The 25,021-nt window shown below is 59.0% G+C and carries 18 protein-coding genes, 1 tRNA gene and 1 pseudogene; 11 read left to right on the top strand and 9 right to left on the bottom strand.

Going from position 1 to position 25,021, the window contains the following annotated elements; genetic code table 11:
- Window positions 1-16 precede the first annotated feature (16 nt).
- Window positions 17-826: a 5-deoxy-glucuronate isomerase gene (iolB, locus tag ACMYSP_RS09900; protein ID WP_434586574.1), complete on the top strand. Its 810-nt coding sequence runs from the start codon at window positions 17-19 to the stop codon at window positions 824-826.
- A gap of 139 nt (window positions 827-965) precedes the next feature.
- On the opposite strand, the gene ACMYSP_RS09895 is transcribed toward iolB, so the two are convergent.
- Both ACMYSP_RS09895 and ACMYSP_RS09890 read right to left on the bottom strand, forming a co-directional pair.
- On the bottom strand, window positions 966-1,826 hold the full coding sequence (locus tag ACMYSP_RS09895) for a MurR/RpiR family transcriptional regulator (protein WP_434586573.1): 861 nt from the start codon (window positions 1,824-1,826) through the stop codon (window positions 966-968).
- Window positions 1,827-1,974: 148 nt separating this feature from the next.
- On the bottom strand, window positions 1,975-3,888 hold the full coding sequence (locus ACMYSP_RS09890; protein WP_434586572.1) for a bifunctional 5-dehydro-2-deoxygluconokinase/5-dehydro-2-deoxyphosphogluconate aldolase: 1,914 nt from the start codon (window positions 3,886-3,888) through the stop codon (window positions 1,975-1,977).
- Between the two features lie 528 nt (window positions 3,889-4,416).
- Between ACMYSP_RS09890 and iolD the strand changes: the two genes are divergently transcribed.
- The 8 genes from iolD (at window position 4,417) to ACMYSP_RS09850 (ending at window position 15,894) form a co-directional block, all read left to right on the top strand.
- Entirely contained in the window at window positions 4,417-6,357 is a 1,941-nt protein-coding gene (gene iolD, locus ACMYSP_RS09885) for a 3D-(3,5/4)-trihydroxycyclohexane-1,2-dione acylhydrolase (decyclizing) (protein WP_434586571.1), read from the top strand.
- Window positions 6,358-6,404: 47 nt separating this feature from the next.
- A complete protein-coding gene (locus ACMYSP_RS09880; protein ID WP_434586569.1) occupies window positions 6,405-7,418 on the top strand; it encodes a Gfo/Idh/MocA family protein in 1,014 nt (337 codons plus the stop codon).
- Window positions 7,419-7,460: 42 nt separating this feature from the next.
- Complete coding sequence (locus ACMYSP_RS09875; protein ID WP_434586568.1) at window positions 7,461-8,345, top strand: sugar phosphate isomerase/epimerase family protein; 885 nt, start codon at window positions 7,461-7,463, stop codon at window positions 8,343-8,345.
- 23 nt (window positions 8,346-8,368) lie between these two features.
- On the top strand, window positions 8,369-9,268 hold the full coding sequence (gene iolE / locus ACMYSP_RS09870) for a myo-inosose-2 dehydratase (protein WP_123757931.1): 900 nt from the start codon (window positions 8,369-8,371) through the stop codon (window positions 9,266-9,268).
- A gap of 361 nt (window positions 9,269-9,629) precedes the next feature.
- Window positions 9,630-10,538 carry a dihydrodipicolinate synthase family protein gene (locus ACMYSP_RS09865; protein WP_434586567.1) on the top strand — a complete coding sequence of 303 codons (909 nt, stop codon included), beginning with the start codon at window positions 9,630-9,632 and terminating at the stop codon, window positions 10,536-10,538.
- 14 nt (window positions 10,539-10,552) lie between these two features.
- Window positions 10,553-12,520 carry a xylonate dehydratase YagF gene (yagF, locus tag ACMYSP_RS09860; protein WP_434586566.1) on the top strand — a complete coding sequence of 656 codons (1,968 nt, stop codon included), beginning with the start codon at window positions 10,553-10,555 and terminating at the stop codon, window positions 12,518-12,520.
- 359 nt (window positions 12,521-12,879) lie between these two features.
- A complete protein-coding gene (locus tag ACMYSP_RS09855; RefSeq protein WP_434586565.1) occupies window positions 12,880-14,262 on the top strand; it encodes a glycoside-pentoside-hexuronide (GPH):cation symporter in 1,383 nt (460 codons plus the stop codon).
- 12 nt (window positions 14,263-14,274) lie between these two features.
- Window positions 14,275-15,894 (top strand): glycoside hydrolase family 43 protein, encoded by a 1,620-nt coding sequence (locus ACMYSP_RS09850; RefSeq protein WP_434586564.1) that lies wholly within the window; start codon window positions 14,275-14,277, stop codon window positions 15,892-15,894.
- A 4-nt stretch (window positions 15,895-15,898) separates the two neighbouring features.
- Here ACMYSP_RS09850 and ACMYSP_RS09845 read toward each other — a convergent pair whose 3' ends face one another.
- From ACMYSP_RS09845 to ahr, 7 genes are all read right to left on the bottom strand, one after another.
- The gene (locus ACMYSP_RS09845; RefSeq protein ID WP_434586563.1) at window positions 15,899-16,657 is read right to left on the bottom strand and encodes an IclR family transcriptional regulator; all 759 of its coding nucleotides are present in this window, start codon (window positions 16,655-16,657) and stop codon (window positions 15,899-15,901) included.
- A gap of 482 nt (window positions 16,658-17,139) precedes the next feature.
- Window positions 17,140-18,444: an ABC transporter substrate-binding protein gene (locus ACMYSP_RS09840; protein WP_434586561.1), complete on the bottom strand. Its 1,305-nt coding sequence runs from the start codon at window positions 18,442-18,444 to the stop codon at window positions 17,140-17,142.
- Window positions 18,445-18,472: 28 nt separating this feature from the next.
- Window positions 18,473-19,534, bottom strand: coding sequence for an ABC transporter ATP-binding protein (locus ACMYSP_RS09835; protein WP_434586559.1), 1,062 nt, complete (start codon window positions 19,532-19,534; stop codon window positions 18,473-18,475).
- A 5-nt stretch (window positions 19,535-19,539) separates the two neighbouring features.
- On the bottom strand, window positions 19,540-20,364 hold the full coding sequence (locus ACMYSP_RS09830) for a phosphodiesterase (RefSeq protein ID WP_434586557.1): 825 nt from the start codon (window positions 20,362-20,364) through the stop codon (window positions 19,540-19,542).
- Window positions 20,365-20,374: 10 nt separating this feature from the next.
- A complete protein-coding gene (locus ACMYSP_RS09825; protein ID WP_434586556.1) occupies window positions 20,375-21,262 on the bottom strand; it encodes a carbohydrate ABC transporter permease in 888 nt (295 codons plus the stop codon).
- Window positions 21,252-22,124 carry a carbohydrate ABC transporter permease gene (locus ACMYSP_RS09820; protein ID WP_123757941.1) on the bottom strand — a complete coding sequence of 291 codons (873 nt, stop codon included), beginning with the start codon at window positions 22,122-22,124 and terminating at the stop codon, window positions 21,252-21,254. Before ACMYSP_RS09820 ends, ACMYSP_RS09825 begins: the two co-directional genes overlap by 11 nt.
- A gap of 144 nt (window positions 22,125-22,268) precedes the next feature.
- Window positions 22,269-23,288: an NADPH-dependent aldehyde reductase Ahr gene (gene ahr / locus ACMYSP_RS09815; protein ID WP_434586554.1), complete on the bottom strand. Its 1,020-nt coding sequence runs from the start codon at window positions 23,286-23,288 to the stop codon at window positions 22,269-22,271.
- Between the two features lie 247 nt (window positions 23,289-23,535).
- Between ahr and ACMYSP_RS09810 the strand changes: the two genes are divergently transcribed.
- Both ACMYSP_RS09810 and ACMYSP_RS09805 read left to right on the top strand, forming a co-directional pair.
- A tRNA-Leu gene (locus ACMYSP_RS09810) sits at window positions 23,536-23,620 on the top strand.
- 258 nt (window positions 23,621-23,878) lie between these two features.
- Window positions 23,879-24,987: pseudogene (locus ACMYSP_RS09805) on the top strand (IS3 family transposase).
- Window positions 24,988-25,021: the final 34 nt, after the last annotated feature.

The raw sequence follows: 25,021 nt of genomic DNA, 5'->3' as shown, positions 1-25,021 counted from the left end.
GGCGAAGGAGAGCGCCATGTCGTTACTGGCTAAATCACGCAAAGAGGGGCAGATCCAGCACATTACGCCGCAAAGCGCCGGCTGGCGCTATATCGGGTTTGATGTGTGGATGCTGAAAAAAGGGGAAACCATCCAGCTGGAGAGCGGCGACCGCGAACTGTGCCTGGTGCTGGTGGCCGGGCTGGCCTCGGTCAAAACCACGCAGGCTGATTTCCCTAACCTGGGACAGCGAATGTCGCCGTTTGAACGCACGCCGCCGTGGTCGGTGTATGTGCCGCCACAGGACAAGGTTGAGGTGACGGCAGACTCCGATCTCGAGCTGGCGGTCTGCAGCGCCCCGGGCAAAGGGACGCTGCCGGCACGGGTGATTCGCCCGCAGGATGTTGGCGTCGAGCATCGTGGTAAAGGCCGCAACCAGCGCCGGGTGCACAATATCCTGCCGGATAATGCGCAGGCCGATTGTCTGCTGGTGGTGGAAGTCTATACCGATGAGGGGGCCACCAGTTCGTGGCCGTCCCATAAGCACGATACCGCGCAGCCGGGCAAAGAGACGCAGCTGGAAGAGACCTATTACCACCGTTTCGATCCGCCGCAGGGCTTTGCATTCCAGCGGGTGTACACCGACGATCGTAGCCTGGACGCCTGCATGGCGCCGTCTAACCACGATGTGGTGATGGTGCCACGCGGCTATCATCCGGTTGCCGCGATTGCCGGGTATGACAGCTATTACCTTAACGTGATGGCCGGGCCGGAACGCAAATGGCTGTTCACCTGGGAAGAGGATCACGCGTGGATTAACAGTCCTGATTATCCCCGCCACGACTGACGCAACATAGAAGTAAACATAGATGTAAACATGGATGTAAAAAGGTCGCTAAACCTGGTTTAGCGACCTTTTTTGTCTGGGGCAACCGGATGTGCTGTAGCCCGGATAAGGCGCGTGCGCCGCCATCCGGGAGGGCCGGTCAGGCGAGGTTCTGCTGAGCCTGAGGCTCTTTGCTGCTGTTCAACGCCAGCGAAACGGCGAGGGTCTGGGCCAGGCACAGGGAAGCGACCTGCGAGCGGAAACCGTCCACCTGCGCTTCACGCACTACGAAACAGACATCGCTGAAGGCCGCCAGCGGGCTGACCTGGCTGTCGGTAATGGCAATTTGCCGCGCTTTACGCTGGGCGCCCAGTTCTACGAGCTCAACCACTTCACGTGCATAAGGCGAGAAGCTGACGGCAATCACCACGTCTTTCGGTCCCACCAGGCTCAGCTGTTCGGTGAACATTCCGCCGAGGCCGTCGATCAGGAACGCCTTACGATCAAGGTGGCGCAGCGCATAGGTCAGATAGGAGGCGACGCTAAACGAGCGGCGCAGGCCAATTACATAGATGTTCTCGGCTTCCGCCAGCAGGCCCACCGCCCGCTCAAGATCGTCCCCGGAGGTCTGCATCGCCAGCTGCTGCAGCGCCTGGGTGTTCACCATGGTAAACATATTGAGGATTTCCGTCGGCGTTTCCGGCGGGGAGGTTTCATCGTTGGTGGTCTGACGGAACAGACGAGCACGCTCGGTATAGTTGGCGGTCTCTTCCATCAGATGCTGGCGGAACATTTGCTTCATTTCGTTAAAGCCGCTGAAACCGAACGCATTAGCGAATCGGATCAGCGTTGACGGCGGGACATCCGCCTGTTGAGCAATGGACGCGACGGTATCGAACGCGACGCTATTGCTGTTATCCAGAATATAACGTGCCACCTGCTTTAAGCGTTTGCTTAAGGTATCGTAGCGACGCCGAATTTCATCCTGCAGGATGGTCAGTTGGGTCGGATTATTAGCCATAGATTGCGCTCTGATAAAATGAAAGGAATATAACTTCCAGTGTACCAAATGAAGCGAATTTTTCATTTATTGCGATGAAATACGCGATTCATTTCACGAACAAACAGCAAAAAGCCCGCCCGAAGTGGGCGGGCCGCTGGGATCGGCGTTAGCCGCGGGCTTCGCGCCAGTAGCCGATAAGCGTCAGATAGTTACGTTTCACTTCGTCGATCAGCGCCTCATCGCTCAGCTCACCCTGCATCCAGCGACGCGACGGCTGACCAAAGATGGTGCGTCCGACGGCAAAACCTTTGATGATGGGGTGATTGGCGGCCTCGGCAAAACCGGCGCGCAGGCGGTCCGGCGGCGCATCCAGGCCGAGCAGCAGGATCCCACGACACCAGCTATCTTCCCGGGCGATCAGCGCGCTGATCTGCTGCCAGCAGGTGCTGGAAAGCGGCGGCAGCTTCCACCAGTCCGGCTGAATACCGAGCTGATAAAAGTGTTCCAGCATGGTGTAGTAGTGACGTTCGTCTTTTTCCGGGCCGTTTTCCGGGAGGATCACTTCCAGCAGCAGTTCGTGCCCGGATTTGTTGCAGGCCTGCCAGACCTCCAGCAGCAGCGCATCCTGTTCCGCCCGCAGCGAGGCCGGGTCCGCCGGGTGATAGAACACCAGGCATTTCACCACCTGCTCCAGCGGCCAGTCGATCAGCTGCGACCCGATACTGCCGTGTTCAAGGCGCAGCGGGCGAGAGCCCGGCAGTTCGATAGGACGGCCAATCCACCACCCTTTACCGGTAATGGCGTTCAGCGCCCGCTGACCGTAGGTGCCGTCAGCGAGGATCCCGCTGCGCTGGTCGAGCCCGGCTTCCTGCGCGGCGGCTTCTGCGGCGGACAGCAGCAGGAGTTTGAGCGGAGGAATACAGGACTCATCTCGTCCGGTTTCCCGGGCCAGATCCGCCAGCTGCTTACGATGATCAAAGGCAAAAATACACAGCTCCGGCCACGCCTGACGGCGGCTGGTGACCCGATGCAGGTGGTTCAGACGCGCATCGGTGTCCGGACGCGGGACCGACTCCGCACGTTGCAGATAGTCATCCAGCTCAACTTTAGTCGGCATCGCCGGCGCGCAACCGTGGCGTGAAACCACCAACGCGCCGCAGGCGTTGGCGTAGCGGCAGGCCTGAACCCAGCCTTCATCATTCAGCCAGCCGCGCAGCAGACCGGACATAAACGCATCCCCGGCGCCCAGCACGTTGAGCACCTCAACCCGCACGCCCTGCTGGAGCGGCACGCTGTCCCAGCTATCGGGAATATCACCTTCCAGCACCACGCAGCCCATCGGACCGCGTTTGCACACCAGGGTCGCCCTGGTGGAGTGGCGGACGTTTTTCAGCGCCGTCAGGGTATCAGTGCTGCCCCCGGCAATATGAAACTCTTCTTCTGTACCGACTACTAAATCGAACAGATGTAACACTTCCTGGAGCTGGCTGGTGACCGGATCGGATTCAATGAAACGCGTTTCACCGTCCCCCAGCGAGGTCAGCCCCCACAGTACCGGGCGATAATCGATATCCAGCGCGGTACGCAGGCCGTGGCGGCGGGCGTATTCCAGCGCTTTCAGCACGGCGGCACGGGTATTGGCGTGCGAAAGATGGGTGCCGGTCACCGCCAGCGCGCGGGAAGAGGCAATGTACTTCTCGTGAATATCCTCAGGCGCCAGCGCCATGTCGGCGCAATTATCACGGTAAAAAATGAGCGGGAAAGTCTCCTGGTCTTTAATTCCCAGCATCACCAGTGCGGTAAGACGCTGTTTATCGGTGATCAGGTATTCGGTATCAACCCCGGCCCGGCTGAGCGTTTCACGCAAAAAACGGCCATTGTGCTCATCACCTACGCGCGCCAGCATGGCGGATTTTAACCCCTGAATGGCGGTGCCATAGGCGACATTACCGGAAGACCCGCCCAGATATTTAGAGAAACTGGCCACATCTTCTAGCCTTGCACCAATCTGCTGGGCATAGAGGTCGACAGCCACCCGGCCAATACAGATGACGTCGAGCCGCTTTACTGCTGCATTCATAGCGAGGATTTCCTTTTGCATATCTGCTGTACGGAAGGGTCGGGATTCCGACAAGGTCTCCACAAACAGCCTGAAGGTGAACGGTTGTTCTTAGTGTGAGAAATAAATATTTCATTTGCAAACTTGTTCGAAATTAAAAAACCAAAAGTGTGAAGGATCTACCACTCTGCCGCGCCAGCCCGCATTCAGCAACGGATCGCCGGTGGTGACGGCTTTGGGGAGTGGGTGGTCTGATGAGCGAATGCTTTGTATATGATTTTTAACAGGATAGTGCCACGGTAAACCGCATGGCAAGTGCGCTGAAGGGGGGACGACGGGCGGTGAAATGGCTGAAACGAAGAGAGAGTTTGATCCCTCTCGCAAAATGAAATGTTTTTTCTGTATTCCTATTTAATGAAAAAAATGTTTGCCTATAATCCAAAAGTATTCCAGTGGACGTTAACGACATCCCAACCACCGTGCAAGCCGTACGGTGCGGGAAACGCGGCGAACCCACAGACAAAAGCTGAACAATAAGGATTGTGCAAGATGGGCAAACTGAGGCTGACAATGGCGCAGGCGCTGGTGAAGTTCCTTGATAACCAGTATCTGGAAGTGGATGGCGTAGAGCATAAATTTGTTAAAGGGATTTTTGCCATCTTTGGTCACGGCAATGTGCTGGGGTTAGGCCAGGCACTGGAACAAGACAGCGGCGAAATGCGGGTTTTCCAGGGGCGTAACGAACAAGGCATGGCGCACGCCGCCACCGGTTTTGCCCGCCAGTCTCTGCGTCGCCAGATTATCGCCTGTACCGCGTCCGTTGGGCCTGGCGCTGCAAACATGCTCACCGCGGCCGCGACGGCAACCGCCAACCGGATCCCGCTGCTGCTGCTGCCCGGTGATGTCTTTGCCACCCGCCAGCCGGACCCGGTCCTGCAACAGGTTGAGCAGAGCTACGACCTGAGTATCAGTACCAATGACGCCTTCCGGGCGGTCAGCAAATACTGGGACCGCATTACGCGCCCGGAACAGCTGATGAGCGCCTGCATTAACGCCATGCGCGTCCTCACCGACCCGGCGGAAACCGGCGCGGTGACGCTGTGCCTGCCGCAGGACGTGCAGGGCGAAGCCTGGGATTACCCGGACACCTTCTTCGCGCGACGCGTACACCGGCTCGATCGTCGCCCGGTCAGCGCGGCGCATCTGGCAGATGCCATTGCCGCCATCAAAGCCAGCCGCAAGCCGTTGATTATCTGCGGCGGCGGGGTGAAATATGCTGGTGCAGGTGAAGCGCTGTCCCGCTTTGCCGAGCATTACCAGATTCCGTTTGCCGAAACCCAGGCCGGGAAAGGCACGGTGGTGTCATCCCATCCGCTGAACGTCGGCGGCGTCGGGGAGACCGGCTGCCTGGCCGCCAACCTGCTGGCGAAAGAGGCCGATTTAGTCATCGGTATCGGCACCCGCTTTAGTGATTTCACTACCTCTTCAAAATGGCTTTTCCAGCACCCCGGCGTGCGTTATCTGAACGTCAACGTCAGCAACTTCGATGCCTGGAAGCTCGACGGTATTCCGCTGCTGGCTGATGCCCGTGAAGCGCTCACCGCGCTGGACGACGCGCTGGCTGACGCCGGCTGGCAGGCTGGCTGGGGCGCGCAGATCGCCAGCGTTCAGAGCAGCCAGTTAAAAGAGACGCAGCGCGTCTATCAGGCGCAGTGGCAGGAGAGTGGCTTTGTGCCTGAAGTTGACGATCGCCTCGATCGCGACGCGGTCTATCGCGAATTTCGCCAGATTACCGATTCCACGCTGACTCAGAGCAGCGTGCTGGGCGTGCTCAATGAGACGCTGCCGGCAGAGGCCGTGATTGTGGCGGCGGCGGGCAGCCTGCCCGGCGATTTACAACGGGTATGGCGCAACCGGGCCACCAACACCTATCACGTAGAGTACGGCTACTCGTGCATGGGTTATGAGGTGAACGCCGCGCTCGGCGTCAAGCTGGCGCAACCGCAAACGGAAGTTTACTCGCTGGTCGGCGATGGCTCTTTCATGATGCTGCACTCCGAGCTGGTCACCTCCTTACAGGAAGGGGCGAAGATCAACGTGGTGCTGCTCGATAACATGGCCAACGGCTGCATCAATAACCTGCAGATCGGCCACGGTATGGGCAGCTTCGGCACCGAATTCCGCTATCGCTCGGCGCAGACCGGGCAGCTACAGGGCGGGCTGATCCCGATCGATTTCGCCACCATCGCGGCAGGCTACGGCTGCAAAACCTGGCGCGTCACCACCCTGGATGAGCTGCGCCACGCGCTGGATGCCGCGCGCCGCGAAACGGTCAGTACCCTGATTGATATTAAAGTGCTGCCGAAAACCATGGTGCACTCGTACGGCAGCTGGTGGAACGTTGGCATCGCCCAGACGGCATTGTCCGAACGTATTCGCAAAGTGGCTGAAATAATTAATGAAAAACGCGCCCAGGCGCGGGATTACTAACCTATAACGCTTACCTTGAACCCTACAGAATCACGGAGAAAACCACTATGTCACTCAAATTAGGTGTCATCGGCGCTGGCGCCATCGGTAAAGAACATATCCGTCGTTGCACCCAGGTCTTACAGGGTGCCACCGTGGTGGCGGTGTCGGACATTAATGCAGAAAGCGCGCGTGCGGCAGTGGCGTTACCAGGAGTACAGGCGGAGATCTACACCGACGGTCATGACGTGATTAAGGCCAGCGATGTCGATGCGATCCTGGTGACCTCCTGGGACCCGACGCACGAAGAGTATACCCTCGCGGCGATCGCCGCCGGCAAGCCGGTGTTCTGTGAAAAGCCGCTGGCGATGAGCGCGGAAGGTTGCCGCCGCATCGTTGACGCTGAAATGAAAGCGGGCCGCCGTCTGGTGCAGGTTGGCTTTATGCGTCCTTATGATGAAGGTTATCTGGCGCTGAAAAAAGTCATCGATGATGGCGATATCGGCGCACCGCTGATGCTGCGTTGCGCGCACCGTAACCAGTCGGTGGGCGAGAATTACACCACCGATATGGCGATCACCAACACCCTGATCCACGAACTGGACGTGCTGCGCTGGCTGCTGGATGACGACTATCTGTCGGTGCAGGTGCGCTTCCCGCGCTCCACTTCCCATACCCATCCGCGCCTGAGAGACCCGCAGATTGTCTCGTTCGAAACGCGCAAAGGCACCCTGATCGATGTTGAAGTGTTTGTGAACTGCCAGTACGGCTACGACATCCAGTGTGAAGTTGTCGGCGAAACGGGCATTGCCCGTCTGCCGGAGCCGTCTGCGGTACAGATGCGCAAGAGCGCCAGCCTGTCGACCGCCATTCTCGTCGACTGGAAAGACCGCTTTATTAAAGCCTACGACGTGGAACTGCAGGCCTTTATCAATGACGTGAAGGCCGGCCAGCTGCAGGGGCCTTCGGCGTGGGATGGCTATGCGGCCTCGGTGGCGGCCGATGCCTGCATGCAGGCCCAGGAGAACAGCGGGCCGGTCGCGGTCGCGTTGCCTGAGTGCCCGGCGTTCTACCAACGCTAATCCCTTTCTCGCTTTCGGAACGTCTTTGAACAGGTAACGACGATGAAAATTGCTTTCGACGTTGATGTGATTCGGGATCTCGGGATTACCCGCATGGTCCAGCAGGTCGCGGAGTGGGGCTATCAGTACATTGAGCAGTCGCCCCATCCGCAGATTAACCCGTTCTACAAGCATCCGCGCGCCAGCCGGGAAATTATCGCCGAATATAAACAGGCGCTGCGCGATAACGGCGTGGAGATCTCTTCGTTTATCTGCGTTTACCGCTGGTCCGGTCCGGACGAACTGCGCCGTCAGGCGGCGGTAAAAAACTGGAAACGGCTGATTGAAGTGGCGGTGGAAATGGGTGTGCAGGTGATCAACACCGAATTTTCCGGCGATCCGAATCAGCCGGAAATCTGTGAAGAGATGTTCTATCGCTCGATGGAAGAGCTGTTGCCTGTGATTGAGCGCGAAGGCATCCGGCTGGAAATCCAGGCCCACCCGTGGGACTTCTGTGAAGAGCACAATGAAACCGTCGATATTGTGAAGTCGTTCCGCAGCGAGAATGTGAAGTACGTCTACAGCGTTCCGCACACTTTCTTTTATGACAAAGGGAAGGGAGAGGTGGAGAAAATGCTGCGTTATGCCGGCAACGATCTCTCCCACGTGCTGATTGCTGATACCCGAAATCATACCCGGCACTGCCGCTATATCGTCAATCCACCGGGCGTGGATGCTGCAGTTCATCAACATGTTGGCGTGGGTGAGGGCGACGTTGATTTTGACGCGCTGTTCCGCACCCTGCGCGAGATGAACTTTGCTGAACAGACCTTCAAGGTCGGCGGCCCGCCGATTGTTGCCGCGTCGCTGTTTGGCTACCCGGAGAAGATGAAATACCAGGCGGTGGAAACCCGTGAACTCATCGAACGTGAATTGCTGCGTCGCTAAGGTGCAGCAGCAGGAGCATTAACATGAACAAAGATAATGTGAAACTGGCGATTGCCCCGATTGGCTGGACCAACGACGATATGCCCGAACTGGGCAGCGAAAACACCTTCCAGCAGACGGTCAGTGAAATGGCGCTGGCCGGGTTTAGCGGAAGTGAAGTGGGCAGCAAATACCCGCGCGATCCGGCGGTCCTGAAGCCGATGCTCGATCTGCGCGGTATCCAGATCTGCAACGCCTGGTTCAGCACCTTTTTTGCCAACGGGCAGCGGGAAAAGACCATCGACGAGTTTGTGAATCACATGAACTTCCTCCATGCGATGGGGGCGAAGGTGATTGGCTGCTCCGAGCAAAGCGGCAGCATCCAGGGGCTGGAAAAGCCGATTCTGGGAGAGGTCAAACCTTGCTTCAGCGAAGAAGAGTGGCAGCGGGTTGCCGAGGGCTACAACACCCTGGGGCGTCTGGCCGCTGAAAAAGGGATGCAGGTCTGTCTGCACCACCATATGGGAACCGGTATTCAGACTACGGAAGAGATCGACAAATTTATGTCGCTGGTGGATGACAAGGTGTTCCTGCTGTACGACACCGGCCATGCCTGGTATTCCGAAGGTGGCGAAGCGCCGATGCTGGCGATCCTCGAAAAATACCTGCCGCGCATCAATCACGTGCACCTGAAAGATGTGCGCCCGGCAGTGATTGAGCAGGTGCGTCGTGAAGGGCTGTCATTCCTTGATGGGGTGAAAAAAGGCACCTTCACCGTGCCCGGCGATGGGGTGATCGACTTCCGTCCGGTATTTAAACTGCTGGATGATTTTGGCTACCGCGGCTGGATGGTGGTGGAAGCCGAGCAGGATCCGGCGCTGGCAAACCCGTTCGAATATGCGCTGAAGGCACGACAGTACATTCGTGAAACCGCAGGAATCTAATCGTTGATCCATTTTCAGGCCACGCCCCGGTGTGGCCTGCTTTTTTTCCCCTTCACGCTTATCACCACAATACTCGCTAATCAGACCGAACCGATTTTCCCCGGTGGCGTTGCGCTGACCGGGCTACCGGCTCACCGCCGTCTGGGGGCCTGTAGCCCGGACAGGCGCTACGCGCCGCCTCCGGGGCGTTTCTGATGGCTATAAATCATCTACGTTGCAGCATTTTGTGATCCAGCCTGAAAAATACACACTTCCGGCTTTCAGCCCATTTACCTTCCCTTTGTCGGCGGCATAGTATGAATCTTATATAAAAGAACACTGTTCTATAATGTAGAACAAAATGATTTAGCAAGGAGATCTCATGCAGCAAACCGCGCAGTTCTCGGGGATTATTCCTCCTGTCTCCACTATTTTTAGCGCCGATGGCCAGTTCGATCCTCAGGGCACCGCCGCGCTGATCGACGATATGATCTCCGCGGGCGTGGACGGCCTGTTCTTTCTGGGCAGCGGCGGGGAGTTCTCGCAGCTCAACGCCGAAGAGCGTAAAACCATTGCGGCATTTGCGGTCGCCCACGTGGATCGCCGGGTGCCGGTGCTCATCGGGACCGGCGGCACCAACGCCCGGGAGACGATTGAGCTCAGCCAGCACGCGCAGCAGGTGGGGGCCGACGGCATTGTGGTGATTAACCCCTATTACTGGAAAGTCTCGGAACAGAACCTGATCCACTACTTCCAGCAGGTAGCCGACAGCGTCACCTTGCCGGTGATCCTCTATAACTTCCCGGCGCTGAGCGGCCAGGATCTGACGCCGGCGCTGGTCAAAACCCTCGCCGATTCGCGGCGCAATATCGTCGGTATCAAAGACACCATCGACTCCGTGGCGCATCTGCGCAGCATGGTCCAGACGGTGAAAGCCGCGCATCCACACTTCTCGGTACTGTGCGGTTACGACGACCACCTGTTCAATACCCTGCTGCTTGGTGGCGACGGCGCTATCTCCGCCAGCGGCAACTTTGCCCCGCAGGTATCGGTGAAGCTGCTGCAGGCGTTCCGTGATGGCGACCTGGCGCAGGCGGCACAGTATCATCAGACGCTGCTGCAGATCCCCCAGATGTACCAGCTGGATACGCCGTTCGTGAACGTAATTAAAGAGGCGGTCGTGCTGTGCGGACGTCCGGTCTCGACGCATGTACTGCCGCCGGCCTCGGCGCTGGACGAAAGCAAAAAAAGGCAGCTTAAAACCTTGCTGCAACAGCTCAGACTCTGCTGAACCGGAAAAATAAGATGGCGATTGAGACGATATTCACGGCCCAGGACGATGCTTTTTACGCGGTTATCACCCATGCCGCCGGCCCACAGGGGGCGCTGCCGCTGACCCCGCAAATGCTGATGGAGTCGCCGAGCGGTAATCTGTTCGGCATGACGCAAAACGCCGGGATGGGCTGGGACGCCAACAAGCTTACCGGCAAAGAGGTGCTGATCATCGGCACTCAGGGCGGTATTCGCGCCGGAGACGGGCGCCCGGTGGCGCTGGGTTACCACACCGGGCACTGGGAGATTGGCCTGCAAATGCAGGCGGCAGCAAAAGAGATCACCCGCAACGGTGGGATCCCGTTCGCCGCCTTCGTCAGCGACCCGTGCGATGGCCGCTCCCAGGGCACCCATGGCATGTTTGACTCGCTGCCGTACCGCAACGACGCGGCCATTGTGTTCCGCCGCCTGATCCGCTCGCTGCCAACGCGCCGGGCGGTGATTGGCGTGGCGACCTGCGACAAGGGTCTGCCGGCGACGATGATTGCCCTGGCGGCGATGCACGATCTGCCGACCATTCTGGTTCCCGGCGGTGCGACGCTGCCGCCAACCTTCGGGGAAGATGCCGGGAAAGTACAAACCATTGGCGCACGCTACGCCAACCACGAACTGTCGTTGCAGGAGGCCGCCGAGCTGGGCTGTCGGGCCTGCGCTTCACCGGGGGGCGGCTGCCAGTTCTTAGGAACGGCGGGCACCTCGCAGGTGGTGGCAGAAGCCCTCGGGCTGGCGCTGCCGCACTCGGCGCTGGCGCCGTCGGGACAAGATGTATGGCTGGAAATATCCCGTCAGTCGGCCAGAGCGGTGAGTGAACTGGATAACCGGGGCATCACCACCCGCGATATTCTGACCGACAAAGCGATTGAAAACGCCATGGTTATCCACGCGGCGTTTGGCGGCTCCACCAACCTGTTGCTGCATATTCCTGCTATCGCCCACGCGGCGGGCTGTACTATTCCGGACGTTGAGCACTGGACGCGCATCAACCGTAAGGTCCCGCGGCTGGTCAGCGTGCTGCCGAACGGCCCGGACTACCACCCGACGGTGCGCGCTTTCCTCGCCGGCGGGGTGCCGGAAGTGATGCTGCATCTGCGCGATCTGGGGCTGCTGCATCTCGATGCAATGACGGTCACCGGGCAGACGGTCGGGGAAAATCTCGACTGGTGGCAGACCTCCGAGCGGCGTGAGAAATTCCGCCAGTGCCTGCGCGAGCAGGATGGCGTCGATCCGGATGATGTGATCCTTCCGCCAGCCCGCGCGCAGGCCAGAGGGCTGACCTCCACGGTGGCTTTCCCGGTGGGCAATATTGCGCCGGAAGGGTCGGTGATCAAAGCCACGGCCATCGACCCGTCGGTGGTGGGCGAAGATGGTGTTTATCGTCATACCGGGCGGGCGCGGGTGTTTGTGTCGGAAGCGCGGGCGATCAAGGCGATTAAAAACGGCGAGATTGAACAGGGCGATATCATGGTGGTGATCGGCGGCGGCCCGTCCGGCACCGGCATGGAAGAGACCTACCAGCTCACCTCGGCGTTAAAGCATGTGTCGTGGGGAAAAACGGTGTCGTTGATTACCGATGCCCGTTTTTCCGGCGTATCGACCGGCGCCTGCTTTGGTCACGTTGCCCCGGAAGCGCTGGCGGGCGGGCCTATCGGTAAACTGCGCGATAACGACGTGATTGAGATTGCGGTCGACAGGCTGGCGTTGACCGGCAGCGTGAACTTTATCGGCACCGCGCAGCAGCGGCTGACGCCGGAAGAAGGGGCGCGGGAACTGGCGGCTCGCGCTGCGCATCCCGAACTGCATGCCCACGATTTTTTACCGGACGATACCCGTTTATGGGCGGCGTTACAGTCGGTCAGCGGCGGTACCTGGAAAGGCTGTATATATGATACCGATAAAATTATTGAGGTGATTAACGCCGGGAAAAAAGCCCTCGGCATTTAAATAAAGTATCGCCCGTTAGTCGTCTGCGGAAATATTCCGCGGGCGGCTTTTCGCTGCCTGAAATAAATATTTTTATGAATTTTTTGTTATTTCATAACTTGTTAAAAATAAAAGCTTAACTATTTTATCGCGGCGTCATTTTTATAACGATGGTAATCACAAAAACCAAAAAACATAATTCATAAATTAAAAATGGTCATTGCCGTAAAAATGCGCATCTTCTTACACTCTGTTAACACGAAAACGTGAACCATAAGCACACGAATGATGGGTGTATTCCTGATGTGGCAACAGAAATTTATTCCTGTTTCAGGACTCTGACGTTTGCTCTATTCCACTCTTTAGGGTTGGGGATAAATATGCAATTAACCATGAAAGATAAAATCGGCTACGGCCTGGGCGATACCGCCTGTGGCTTTGTCTGGCAGGCCACGATGTTCCTGCTGGCCTATTTTTATACCGATGTGTTTGGCCTCTCCGCGGGCATTATGGGCACGCTGTTTTTAGTTTCCCGCGTGCTGGATGCCGTGACCGATCCGCTGATGGGCCTGCTGGTGGACCGCACCCGTACCCGTCACGGCCAGTTCCGACCGTTCCTGTTGTGGGGGGCGATCCCGTTCGGTATCGTCTGCATGCTGACCTTCTACACGCCGGACTTTTCCGCCCAGGGCAAGATTATCTATGCCTGCGTGACCTACATTTTGCTGACGCTGGTGTACACCTTCGTCAACGTGCCGTATTGCGCGATGCCGGGGGTGATTACCGCCGATCCCAAAGAGCGTCATGCCTTGCAATCATGGCGTTTCTTCCTCGCCGCGGCAGGCTCGCTGGCAATTAGCGGGATTGCGCTGCCGCTGGTGGGCATCATCGGTAAAGGGGACGAGCAACTGGGCTACTTTGGCGCGATGTGCGTGCTGGGGCTGACCGGCGTGGTGCTGCTGTACGTGTGCTTCTTTACCACCAAAGAGCGCTACACCTTCGAGGTGCAGCCTGGTTCGTCGGTGGCGAAAGATCTCCGGCTGCTGTTCGGTAACACCCAGTGGCGCATTATGTGTACCTTCAAAATGATGGCGACCTGTTCCAACGTGGTACGCGGCGGGGCGACGCTCTATTTCGTCAAATATGTGATGGACCATCCGGAACTGGCGATGCAGTTTCTGCTGTACGGCAGCATTGCCACCATGTTCGGCTCGCTGGCCTCGTCGCGCCTGTTAGGCCGCTTCGACCGGGTGAAGGCGTTTAAAGCGATTATCGTGATCTACTCGCTGATCAGCCTGCTGATTTTTGTGGTGCCGGCCGAACATATTGCGCTGATTTTTGCCCTCAACATTGTGTTCCTGTTTGTCTTTAACACCACTACGCCGTTGCAGTGGCTGATGGCCTCCGACGTGGTGGATTACGAAGAGAGCCGCAGCGGGCGGCGCCTCGACGGGCTGGTGTTCTCGACTTACCTGTTCAGCCTGAAGATTGGCCTGGCGATCGGTGGCGCGGTGGTGGGCTGGATCCTGGCCTTCGTTAACTACTCCGCCAGCAACAGCGTGCAGCCGGTGGAGGTGCTTTCCACCATCAAAATTCTGTTCTGCGTGGTGCCGGTGGTGCTCTACGTCGGCATGTTCATCATGCTGTCACTCTACAAGCTGACCGATGCCCGCGTGGAGGCCATCAGCCAGCAATTACGTAAGCATCGCTCGGTGCAGGAAGAGGGTATTCCTGCCAACGCCGCCGCGACATCCAATTCCTAAGAAGGAGCCACTATGTACACGATTACCAATCCGATTCTGACCGGGTTTAACCCGGACCCGTCGATGTGTCGCCAGGGGGAGGATTACTACATTGCCACCTCTACCTTCGAGTGGTTTCCGGGCGTGCGCATTTACCATTCGCGAGATTTGAAAAACTGGTCGCTGGTGAGCACCCCGCTGGATCGCGTGTCGCAGCTGGACATGAAGGGCAACCCGGACTCCGGCGGCATCTGGGCGCCGTGCCTGAGCTATGCCGATGGGCAGTTCTGGCTGCTGTATACCGATGTCAAAATTGTGGATTCACCGTGGAAAAACGGCCGCAACTATCTGGTCACCGCGCCGTCCATTGAAGGGCCGTGGAGCGAGCCTGTCGCCATGGGCAACGGCGGTTTCGACCCGTCGCTGTTCCACGATACCGACGGGCGTAAGTACTATATTTATCGCCCGTGGGGGCCGCGCCACCACAGCGATCCGCACTGTACCATCGTGATGCAGGAGTTCTTCCCCCAGACCCAGACGCTGGCGAAAACGCGCAAAACCCTGTTTACCGGTACGGCGCTGCGTTACACCGAAGGCGCTCATCTGTACCAGAAAGACGGCTGGTACTATCTGCTGGTCGCCGAGGGCGGCACCAGCTACGAGCATGCGGTGGTGGTGCTGCGGGCTAAAAACATCGACGGCCCGTATGAGCTGCACCCGGACGGCACGATGATGACCAGCTGGCATCTGCCAGAGAACCCGCTGCAGAAAAGCGGCCACGGTTCGCTGCTGGAGACCCACACCGGCGAATGGTACATGGCCTATCTCACCAGCCGTCCGCAGCGTTTGCCCGGCGTGCCGCTGCTGGCTTCCGGCGGGCGCGGATATTGCTCGCTCGGGCGTGAAACAGGGATCGCGCGCATCGCCTGGCACGATGGCTGGCCGTCGGTGGAAGGGGGCAAGCACGCGCAGCTAACCGTGCAGGGGCCGCAGATGACCGAAAGCCGCGCCGTCGCCAGCGAGCACTGGCGGGATGATTTCAGTGGCCCGATTCTCGATCCGCACCTGCAGACGCTGCGTATCCCGTTTGACGACACTTTAGGCTCGCTCAGCGCGCGTTCGGGCTTTCTGCGGCTGTATGGCAACGATTCGCTTAACTCCACCTTTACCCAGTCGACGGTGGCCCGGCGCTGGCAGCACTCGGCCTTCCGCGCCGAAACGCGCATGGAATTTTCCCCGGAGAACTTCCAGCAGAGCGCCGGCCTGACCTGCTATTACAACAGCAAAAACTGGAGCTACTGCTTTGTGGATTTCGAAGAGGGCCGAGGGCGGACGATAAAAGTGCTGCAGCTGGACCACAACGTGCCGTCATGGCCGCTGCACGAGCAGCCGATTGCGGTCCCGGAAACGGCGCAGAGCGTGTGGCTGCGGGTTGACGTTGACCATCTTGTCTATCGCTACAGCTACTCGTTTGACGGTGAGCAGTGGCACACCGTGCCGGTTGATTATGCCGCCTGGAAGCTGTCGGATGACTATATCGGCGGGCGCGGATTCTTTACCGGTGCCTTTGTTGGCCTGCACTGCGAGGATATCAGCGGCGACGGGTGCTACGCCGATTTTGACTACTTCAGCTATGATCCGGTTGCTGGATAACGCCTCAGGCCGGGTAGCCCAGCGCGATCGACAGTTGGCGCCCGGCGCTTTCCAGCAGGGCACGAAAGCAGGCGAGCTCGTCGTCATCGACGCGGGAGGTGAGCGTTGACAGGCTCAGGGCGGCAATAACGCGCGATTCATGGTTCCACACCGGAACCGCCACGCAGCGCACGCCCTGTTCGTTCTCTTCGCTATCGAGGGCATAGCCGTTGGCGCGGGTTTGCGCCAGCGCCGCCAGCAGGGCCTCGCGGGAGGTGATGGTCGCGGGAGTGAAAGCCGTGTACTGATAGCCTTCCAGCAGGGGCTGGCGTTCGGCTTCGCTGAGCCAGGCGACCAGCACCTTGCCGATCGCCGTGGCGTGGATCGGCAAGCGCCGGCCGATGCGCGAGTAGGCGATGGCGGCGAGCTTGCCTTCGATTTTTTCGATATAAACCCCTTCGCGACCGTCAAGGATACCGAGATGGGTGGTCTGCCCGGTGTGCTGTGACAGTTCGGTCAGCCAGCTTTTAGCCTTCTGACGGATATCGATAGTCCCCACCACAAAATTACCGCGTTCGACCAGCTTCATGCCCAGGCGGTATTTGCCGTTCTCCGGGTTCTGGTCGATATAGCCGTGTAGCTGTAGCGTTTTGAGTAGCGAATGGAGGGTGCTTTTACTGAGGCCCATCTGTTTGCTGATATCGGTGATCTTGAGCTCCGTGGCCTGTTCGTTAAACAGGTCGAGGATCGTCAAGGCACGTTCAACAGACTGAATAATAGGCATAATGCACGACCGCTCACGCTAGGGGGAAGAGGGAAAACGTACCCTTTTTACGCTGAAAAATCAAACGGCTGGCGGTAGTTTCGGGGGATAGTTTTGTCCCGGAGGCGGCGCATTGCGCCTGTCCGGGCTACTCACTTCAGACAGTGGTGGGCTGGTAGCCCGGTCAGCGCAGCGCCACCGGGGAGTGAGTTATCCCGGAGGCGGTGCGTGGCGCCTGTCCAGGCTACTCACTTCATACGGTGGTGAGCTGGTAGCCCGGTCAGCGCAGCGTCACCGGGGAGTGTTGCATCCCGGAGGCGGCGCATTGCGCCTGTCCGGGCTACTACACCTCAGACGGTGGTGAGCTGGTAGCCCGGTCAGCGCAGCGCCACCGGGGAGTGTTGCATCCCGGAGGCGGCGCATTGCGCGTGTCCGGGCTACTCACTTCAGGCGGTGGTGGGCTGGTAGCCCGGTCAGCGCAGCGCCACCGGGAAGGGCAAGGGTTACTGCTGTTGCGCCAGGGCGGTTTTATCGACGTAGGGCTTCATCAGCGCGTCGGCCTCTTTCTGGGCGGCCTGTACCGCGGCTTCCGGGGTCACTTTGGCATCGTTGACCACTGCGGCCAGCTGGTTTTCCATGGCTTTACGCACGGCGACGGTCTCCCAGGTGGAGTACCACGGATGGGCGTACTTCAGCTGCTCCAGCGCAATCGTCGCGCGCGGGTCCTGCTGTAAATAGGCTTTCATTTCCGGAGTATCGTAGGCGGCTTTTCGCGGCGAGAAATAGCCGGTAAAGCGGCTCCAGGCGCCGTTCACCTGCGGGCTGACCAGATAGGTTAAGAACTGATATGCCGCCTTTTTTTGTTCCTCGGAAATACCTTTAAAGCTCACCAGGCTGGCGCCGCCGATCGGCACCGCCCGCTGCTCTTTTGCCGGCAGCATCGCCACGCCCAGCTCAAAATCCTTGCTGTTCTCACGCATAAAGCCCAGCGCGCCGGTGCTCAGCATCGCCATGCCCACTTTGCCGGAGAAGAAGCTGGCGCTGATCTGCTTTGAATTCAGCACGCCGGAGGGCATCACTTTGTCTTTGTAGATCAGATCCTGCCAGAAGCGCAGCGCCCCGATGGTGGTCGGCGCGTTGTAGTACACCTCACCCGGGTAATCTTCGTTGAAATATTTGCCACCGTTGGCCCGCACCAGAGCCGAGAAAATCCAGCCGCCGTAGTCGTCGTTGGTCGACGGCAGCATGATCCCCCACTGGCCCTTGCTCTCGTCGGTCAGCTTTTTGGCATCTGCCAGCAGCTCGGCCCAGGTCTGTGGCGGCTGCTTAATCCCGGCCTGATCGAACAGCGTTTTGTTGTAATAGAGGATCGGCGTCGAGTTATGGAACGGGATCGCATAGGTGGTGCCCATTACCTGGGCGTTCTTGTGCATCGCTGGCCAGAAATCCTGCACCAGGAAATCGCCGGCCTTCTGGTCGCCATATTTAAACAGCTCGTCCATCGGCAGGATCTCATCTTTCAGCGCCAGATCGGTGGTGAAGTTAGCGGACATGATCACCAGCGCCGGCGGCTGCCCGGCCTTCTGCGCCGACTCGGCCTTGATCTTGGTGGTGTCGTAGTTGCCGGTGAAGATCCCGCGCACTTCGACATCCTGCTGCGCGTCGTTAAAGGCTTTGATCACCCGGGTCATCTCCATGGTCAGCTTGCCGTCGACCGGCGCCGGGAACATGAAATCGATCTTCTCTTTCGCCAGCGCGCTGCCGCAGAGGGCGAGTGAAAGCCCGACCGCCGTCAGGGTTTTAAGCATGGTCAATCTCCTGGAGTAAATGCCTGATTCACAGGCTCATTAAGTTGTGCTGGTGCTCAGCATGAAAGAGATGAATATCGGCAGGCGCGAAGCCGAGGGTCAGCGTGTCGCCTTTCTCCGGCACCGTGCCGCGGTGGCGGCGACTAAAGCGCAGGGTGCCGATGGGGGTGCTGACGTGGAGCAGATAATCGGCGCCCATCAGTTCGCGTTGCAGCACGGTGGCGGAGAGGCGCATATGGCCTTCTTCCACGCGATCGCTGATATGTTCGGGACGAATGCCAAACCAGACGCGGGATTCGTCGCGGGAGTACGACGGCAGCGGGTAGCGCAGTTCGCCGAGCTGAACCTGGCCGTCGGCACAGGGCAGCGACAGCAGATTCATCGCCGGCGAGCCGATAAACCCGGCAACAAACAGGTTGGCCGGATGGGCGTAGAGGTGCTCCGGCCGCCCAACCTGCTGCACCTGACCGCCGTTCATCACCACGATACGGTCGGCCATCGACATCGCTTCGGTCTGGTCGTGGGTTACGTAGACGGTGCTGGTTTTCAGCTGCTGGTGGAGATCCATAATGCTGTCGCGTACCTCGCTGCGCAGCCGCGCGTCGAGGTTGGAGAGCGGCTCGTCCATCAGAAACAGACGCGGATTGCGCACGATGGCGCGGGCCATCGCCACCCGCTGACGCTGGCCGCCGGAGAGCTTCGCCGGTTTGCGGTCCAGCAGGCTTTCCAGCTGCAGCATCTGCGCGACTTTATCTACTCGCGGCTGCCAGCTGGCCTTGTCTTCCTTACGCACCTTCATACCGAAGGTGATGTTGTCCTGCACCGACAGATGCGGAAACAGCGCGTAGTTCTGGAAGATCATCGCGAAGTTGCGCTCGCGCGGCGACAGGGCGGTGATGTTTTCGTTGTGCAGCCAGATCTCGCCTTCGCTCACCGGCTCCAGCCCGGCCAGCAGCCGCAGCAGCGTGCTTTTGCCGCAGCCGGAGGGGCCGACCAGCACCACAAACTCGCCGTCGTGAATGTCGAGGGAGAGGGCGTTGAGCGCCGGTTTGCCGTCAAAGCGCTTACTGATGTTTTGCAAACTAAGCATGAGGATTAACGCTCTTCCGTTGGGCAGCTAATGTTTTCGTCATACAGCCACGGTCCGGCGTGGTGAGTCAGCGGGTGCTGGTAGCTGACCCACTGCTCGCCGACCTGACGGTGCATCAGGCACGAGGCTGGCGACAGGTCGTAGTACGGGCGGCTGTCTTCATGAAAATAGGGCACCTGATGGACGGTGCCGGGGATAGTGGAGATGATCGCCTGGCGGTATTGGGTCAGGGTCAGGCTGTGGTTATGGCCGCAGAAGATGCGCGTCAGCGAAGGGAAGCGCTCAACCAGCCCCAGCAGGCGGTAGCCGTTTTCACAGGCGATGGGATCCATCTGGGCGTTGCCCAGCGGCAGCGGCGGGTGGTGCATAAAGACCGTGGCCGGTTTGTCGCCGCCGTCGAACAACTGGGCTTCCAGCCATTTGATGGTCTCGTCGGTCAGCCAGCCTTTGGAGGTGCCGGCGCGGCTGGAGTCGATAAACAGCAGGCGGGTGGCAAAATCGTCCACCGCGTAATGCATGTTCTGCGCATCGTTACCGAGCTGCGGGCACAGCGGCTGCAGGTATTCCAGAAACAGCGCTTTGTCGTCGTGGTTGCCGGGGATCAGGTACAGCGGATAGTCCAGGCTGCCGAGGATCTGGCGGGCTACCTCGTACTCCTGCGGGCGGCCGCAGTTGACGATATCGCCGCTGATCACCACCGCGTCCGGGCGCTCGGGCAGGGCGTTCAGCTGGGAGACCACGTCGGCGTTGGCGGCGTTCACATCGATAAAGCCATACAGCTTCTGACCGTGGCTGCGAAAGTGGGTATCCGAGATTTGCGCTAACAGCATAGATAACTCCTTATTTGATCCCGGAGAAGCCGAAGCTTCGCAGGAACTGTTTCTGGAAAAGGATGAACGCCAGCATCAGCGGCAGACAGACCATTAAGGTACCGGCGCCGATGGTGCCCCACTGGCCGCCGGATTCAGCGCCCATAGCGAAGGAGACCAGCCCCACGGTAAGCACCTGTTTATCGGGATCGTTGAGCATCATCAGCGGCCACAGATACTCGTTCCAGTGGTAGGTAATGCTGACGGTGGCGAAGGCCAGCACCGACGGCCAGGACATCGGCAGCAGCACGCGGAACAGCACCTGCCACCAACGACAGCCCTCCATCAGGGCGGCTTCTTCCAGCTCTTTGGGGATGGCGAGGAACGCCTGGCGCATCAGAAACACGCCGAACGCCGAGGTGAAGTAGGGCATCATCACCCCGGTGAGGGTGTTGAGCAGGCCGAAGGTTTTCAGGGTCAGCATGTTCGGCACCATCATCACTACCGGCATGATCATCAGCTGCACCAGGAACAGCAGGAACAGCGTCTGTTTGCCGCGGAACTCGTGGCAGGCGAAGACGTACCCGGCGGTGGTGATGGTGAACAGCTGCACGATGAAGGTGCCGAAGGTGAAGATCAGAGTGTTGGCGTACAGGCTCAGCCAGTCGGCGCTGGCCCAGGCGTCGCGGAAGTTATCGAGGGTCAGCGGCGGGCGCGGCAGCAGCGAGGCCATGTCTTCGCCGAAGGTGGTGGCGCTGAAGGCGGTCGCCAGCATCCACAGCAGCGGGCTGACCCACAGCAGCGCCAGGCAGGCCATCAGCACGCTGAGGGTGAACGGCTGTGAACGACGCAGGCGCAGCCACAGCGGCTGCGAACGCTGCTGCTCTCGCAGCAGCGGCGGTGAGGCTTCAGCGCTCATAGTGCGCTCCTTTCTCCAGCAGTTTCAGGTTGATCAACGAGAAGGCGAACAGCCCGGCCAGCGTCAGGAAGGTGGCGGCTGAGGCTTTGCCGAGGTCGTGGGTATCCCACGCCAGATTCTGGATGTAGTAGAGCAGCACGGTTGTGGCGTTGTCCGGCCCGCCGCGGGTCATCACCGCCACGTGGTCAATCTGGGTGATGGAGTAGATCAGCGCGGTGGTGATGACGAAGCTGAGAGTCGGGCGCAGCAGCGGCAGGGTGACTTTAAAGAACACCTGGCTGCGGGTGGCCCCTTCCATTATCGCCGCTTCGCGAGTGGAGGCCGGGATACTCTGCAACCCGGCAAGGAAAAACAGCATGTAGTAGCCGGCAAACTTCCACACGCCAATCAGCGCCAGCGCCAGCAGCGCGCTGTTGCTGTGCCCCAGCCAGTTGGTGTTCATCGGGCCGAAGAGCTTTGCCAGATAGTGGTCAAGCAGGCCGAGGCCAGGCATAAAGATAAACAGCCACAGCGCGGCGGCGCTGACCATCGGGATGATCATCGGGAAGAAGAAGGCGGTGCGCAGCCAGCGGTTCACGCGGTGGTTTTCGCTGAGGGCTACCGCCAGCAGCAGGGCCAGGGTGACGCCGGGGATCACCGTCAGCAGGATGTAGAGCAGGTTATTGAGCAGCGATTGCCAGAAGACGTTATCGGCAAACAGGCGGGCGAAGTTATCCAGCCCGACGAAGGGCGCGCCGTCGCTGGCCATGCGGGTGTCGAACAGGCTGTCGTACACCGAACGGCCGAGCGGGAACCAGGTAAACAGCAGTAAAAACAGCAGAGAAGGCGACAGTATCAGCCAGGGGAGCCAGGTTTTTCTCATGGTGGCAGACGTCTCGTTCAGGCGTTTGTGGAAGCCCGGATTGTGGGAACGAATGACTGCAAAGGGATGGCGGGGAGATGACGGTTTGATGAAGTGGCAGCACAATGCCGGGCGCAAGGGGCACCCGGCAGGGGAGCGTCGCGCTTAGAAGTCGGCCTTCAGCACCACGCGGTAGCGGGCTTTGCCATCGCGCACGTGCTTCAGGGCGTCGTTGATCTGCGACATTGGGAACAGTTCGGTGGTCGGGGCAACTTTGCTGCGCCCGGCGAATTTCATCAGCTTGCGCAGTTCAGACGGGTTACCGGTGGCCGAGCCGGAGATGCTGCGGTCGCCGCCAATCAGGGTAAAGGCCGGGACCTGCAGGGGTTTCATCACCGCGCCGACGGTGTGGAAGTTGCCGCCGTAGGCCAGCGCTTCAAAGTACGGCTGCCATTCGAGGTCTACCGCGACGGTGTTGATGATCAGGTCAAACTGGCCGGCCAGTGCTTTTAAGGCTTGCGGATCGCGGCTGTTGACTACACGATCGGCACCCATTGCCAGCACTTCCTGCTCTTTCGCCGGGTTCGAGCTGAAAGCAGTGACTTCCGCGCCCATGGCGTGCAGCAGTTTGATGGCGATGTGGCCCAGGCCGCCGATACCAATGACGCCGACGCGGCTGGTGGCGGTGACGCGGTGCATCAGCAGGGGTTTAAAGACGGTGATGCCGCCGCAGAGCATAGGGCCGGCGGATTCGATGTCGATGCTTTCCGGCAGGGGGATCACCCATTGCCAGTCGGCGCGTAGTTTATCGGCGAAGCCGCCGCGGTTGATGATGGTCGGTACCGAGCCTTCCAGGCAGTTGATCTGGTTGCCGCTGATACAGGCATCGCAGTGCCCGCAGCTGCGGGCGGTCCAGCCGATCCCTACCTTCTGGCCGATCTTCAGTCCTTTATTCTGCGCCGCGCTACCCAGCGCTGAGACGCGGCCGATCACTTCATGGCCGGCAACCAGCGGATAGCTCGACATGCCCCATTCGTTGTCGATCATCGACAGGTCAGAGTGGCAGATCCCGCAGTATTCAACCTGCACTTCGACGTCCTGGGGCAGCAGTTCGCCCGCGTCGTATTCCCATAGCGACAGGTCGGCGCCCGCTTCTTTGGCGGCGTAGCTTTTAATGGTGCTCATGACGGTTTCCTTGGTTTGGCGTAGTGTGCGTTGTCTGGCCTGGTTCAGATAAACAGAAAGTGTAGAGCATCGGGCGGGTGGGCGCTTGGCAGAAGGAGGGGTGAGGGAGGTGGCGGCGGCGGTATATTGCGGGGCGCTGAGGGACTAAACGCTGTTTTTTTCAACACTTAGCGAGTCTGACACATGCTGGCGCTTGCATGGCGGCCATCGACAGGTATAATCCACAACGTTTCCGTATCCCTTCAGTGCCGAAGTGGCGAAATCGGTAGACGCAGTTGATTCAAAATCAACCGTAGAAATACGTGCCGGTTCGAGTCCGGCCTTCGGCACCAAAAGATACAATCAAGTCGCTCAAGGGCGGCTTTTTTTGTGTCTGGAATTCAGTGTCTGCAAGGCTTTCCTCGCTTTTTCACTCAACCTAAGTCAACCTGATTCAATCTACATCAACTTACTGATGCGGGTACAACTGCGGGTATATCTCGGTTCGATAATGTTTGTACCCATACAGACTGACCCTGACCCGAGATCCTGCTCCATTCAGAAACAGAATTCCGGCATGATGACTACTTCCCTGAGCGGAGGTTGTGCCGATGAAAAAGTCACGATTCACCGAAGAGCAAATTGTCTTTGCCCTGAAACAGGCCGAACTGGGTACGAGCGTGTCCGAAGTCTGCCGTAAGCTGGGCATCTCCGATGCCACGTTTTACACCTGGCGAAAAAAATACGGCGGGATTTCCCCTTCTGAACTGAAGCACATGTGACAACTTGAGGAAGAGAATCTCAGGCTGAAGAAGCTGGTTACCGATCTCAGCCTCGACAAGGACATGCTGCAGGATGTGCTGGCAAAAAAGAACTGATGCTGGCACGTCTGCGCGAATGGGGCCGGGACCTGCAGGCACGCTATGGAGCCAGCGAGCGGCAGGTCTGTTTTGCGCTACGGATCAGCCGCAGCTCATTCCGCTACCGTTCTGTGGCGGCAGACGACAGCGCGCTACGCCTTCGTATCAGGGAGATCACTGAAACCCGGGTCCACTATGGCTACCGCAGGGTTCACGTCATGCTCAGGCGGGAGGGCTGACGGGATAATCATAAACGTATTTACCGACTTTATCGCGAGCAGGGTCTGTCCCTGCGTCTCAAACGCCCACGCCGAAATAAATCGGCACAGTGGCGACAGCACCAGCCTCAGGGGTTGTATCCAAATCATGTCTGGGGCATGGATTTTGTCTCTGACGCCTTATTTGACGGGCGTCGGTTACGTCTGCTGACGGTCATTGATCTCTACACGCGCGAATGTCTGGGGATTTGCGTGGGTCAGAATCTGCGCTCAGCGGAGGTCGCAGAGATGCTGAACGCCATTGAGCTCAGACGTCCCTTACCACAATTGCTGAAAACCGATAACGGCTCTGAATTTGCAGGGAAAATGCTGGACAAATGGGTGTACGAAAGAGGGAACCGTATAGACTTCTCACGACCGGGAACGCCAACGGATAATGCCACAGTGGAGTCGTTCAACGGCAGGCTGAGACAGGAGTGTCTGAACGAAAACTGGTTCATGTCGCTGGAGGATGCACGGTGAAAAATCGAAGCCTAGCGCATACACTATAACCAGAGACGCCCTCATTCTGCGCTGGGCTGGATGACCCCGTCCGAATTTGCTGAAAAGTCTGCCGGTTGCCAGAACATGCAACCAACATGAAGCTGGTTATTCCTGATTATGACTGGAGCATATT

This window comes from Klebsiella sp. R390, from assembly GCF_051131745.1.
GTDB lineage: Bacteria > Pseudomonadota > Gammaproteobacteria > Enterobacterales > Enterobacteriaceae > Klebsiella.
Note: the sequence above shows the minus strand (reverse complement) of the source record. Positions and strands in the feature narration are given on the sequence as shown.

Excerpts from the sequence above, each read along its gene's own strand:
- ACMYSP_RS09855 (WP_434586565.1), top strand. The coding sequence starts at position 12,880 with ATGCAATTAACCATGAAAGATAAAATCGGCTACGGCCTGGGCGATACC.
- ACMYSP_RS09840 (WP_434586561.1), bottom strand. The coding sequence starts at position 18,444 with ATGCTTAAAACCCTGACGGCGGTCGGGCTTTCACTCGCCCTCTGCGGC.
- ACMYSP_RS09865 (WP_434586567.1), top strand. The coding sequence starts at position 9,630 with ATGCAGCAAACCGCGCAGTTCTCGGGGATTATTCCTCCTGTCTCCACT.
- ACMYSP_RS09845 (WP_434586563.1), bottom strand. The coding sequence starts at position 16,657 with ATGCCTATTATTCAGTCTGTTGAACGTGCCTTGACGATCCTCGACCTG.
- ACMYSP_RS09895 (WP_434586573.1), bottom strand. The coding sequence starts at position 1,826 with ATGGCTAATAATCCGACCCAACTGACCATCCTGCAGGATGAAATTCGG.
- ACMYSP_RS09890 (WP_434586572.1), bottom strand. The coding sequence starts at position 3,888 with ATGAATGCAGCAGTAAAGCGGCTCGACGTCATCTGTATTGGCCGGGTG.
- yagF (WP_434586566.1), top strand. The coding sequence starts at position 10,553 with ATGGCGATTGAGACGATATTCACGGCCCAGGACGATGCTTTTTACGCG.
- ACMYSP_RS09880 (WP_434586569.1), top strand. The coding sequence starts at position 6,405 with ATGTCACTCAAATTAGGTGTCATCGGCGCTGGCGCCATCGGTAAAGAA.
- ACMYSP_RS09825 (WP_434586556.1), bottom strand. The coding sequence starts at position 21,262 with ATGAGCGCTGAAGCCTCACCGCCGCTGCTGCGAGAGCAGCAGCGTTCG.
- ahr (WP_434586554.1), bottom strand. The coding sequence starts at position 23,288 with ATGAGCACCATTAAAAGCTACGCCGCCAAAGAAGCGGGCGCCGACCTG.
- ACMYSP_RS09875 (WP_434586568.1), top strand. The coding sequence starts at position 7,461 with ATGAAAATTGCTTTCGACGTTGATGTGATTCGGGATCTCGGGATTACC.
- ACMYSP_RS09835 (WP_434586559.1), bottom strand. The coding sequence starts at position 19,534 with ATGCTTAGTTTGCAAAACATCAGTAAGCGCTTTGACGGCAAACCGGCG.
- iolD (WP_434586571.1), top strand. The coding sequence starts at position 4,417 with ATGGGCAAACTGAGGCTGACAATGGCGCAGGCGCTGGTGAAGTTCCTT.
- ACMYSP_RS09820 (WP_123757941.1), bottom strand. The coding sequence starts at position 22,124 with ATGAGAAAAACCTGGCTCCCCTGGCTGATACTGTCGCCTTCTCTGCTG.
- iolE (WP_123757931.1), top strand. The coding sequence starts at position 8,369 with ATGAACAAAGATAATGTGAAACTGGCGATTGCCCCGATTGGCTGGACC.
- ACMYSP_RS09850 (WP_434586564.1), top strand. The coding sequence starts at position 14,275 with ATGTACACGATTACCAATCCGATTCTGACCGGGTTTAACCCGGACCCG.
- ACMYSP_RS09830 (WP_434586557.1), bottom strand. The coding sequence starts at position 20,364 with ATGCTGTTAGCGCAAATCTCGGATACCCACTTTCGCAGCCACGGTCAG.
- iolB (WP_434586574.1), top strand. The coding sequence starts at position 17 with ATGTCGTTACTGGCTAAATCACGCAAAGAGGGGCAGATCCAGCACATT.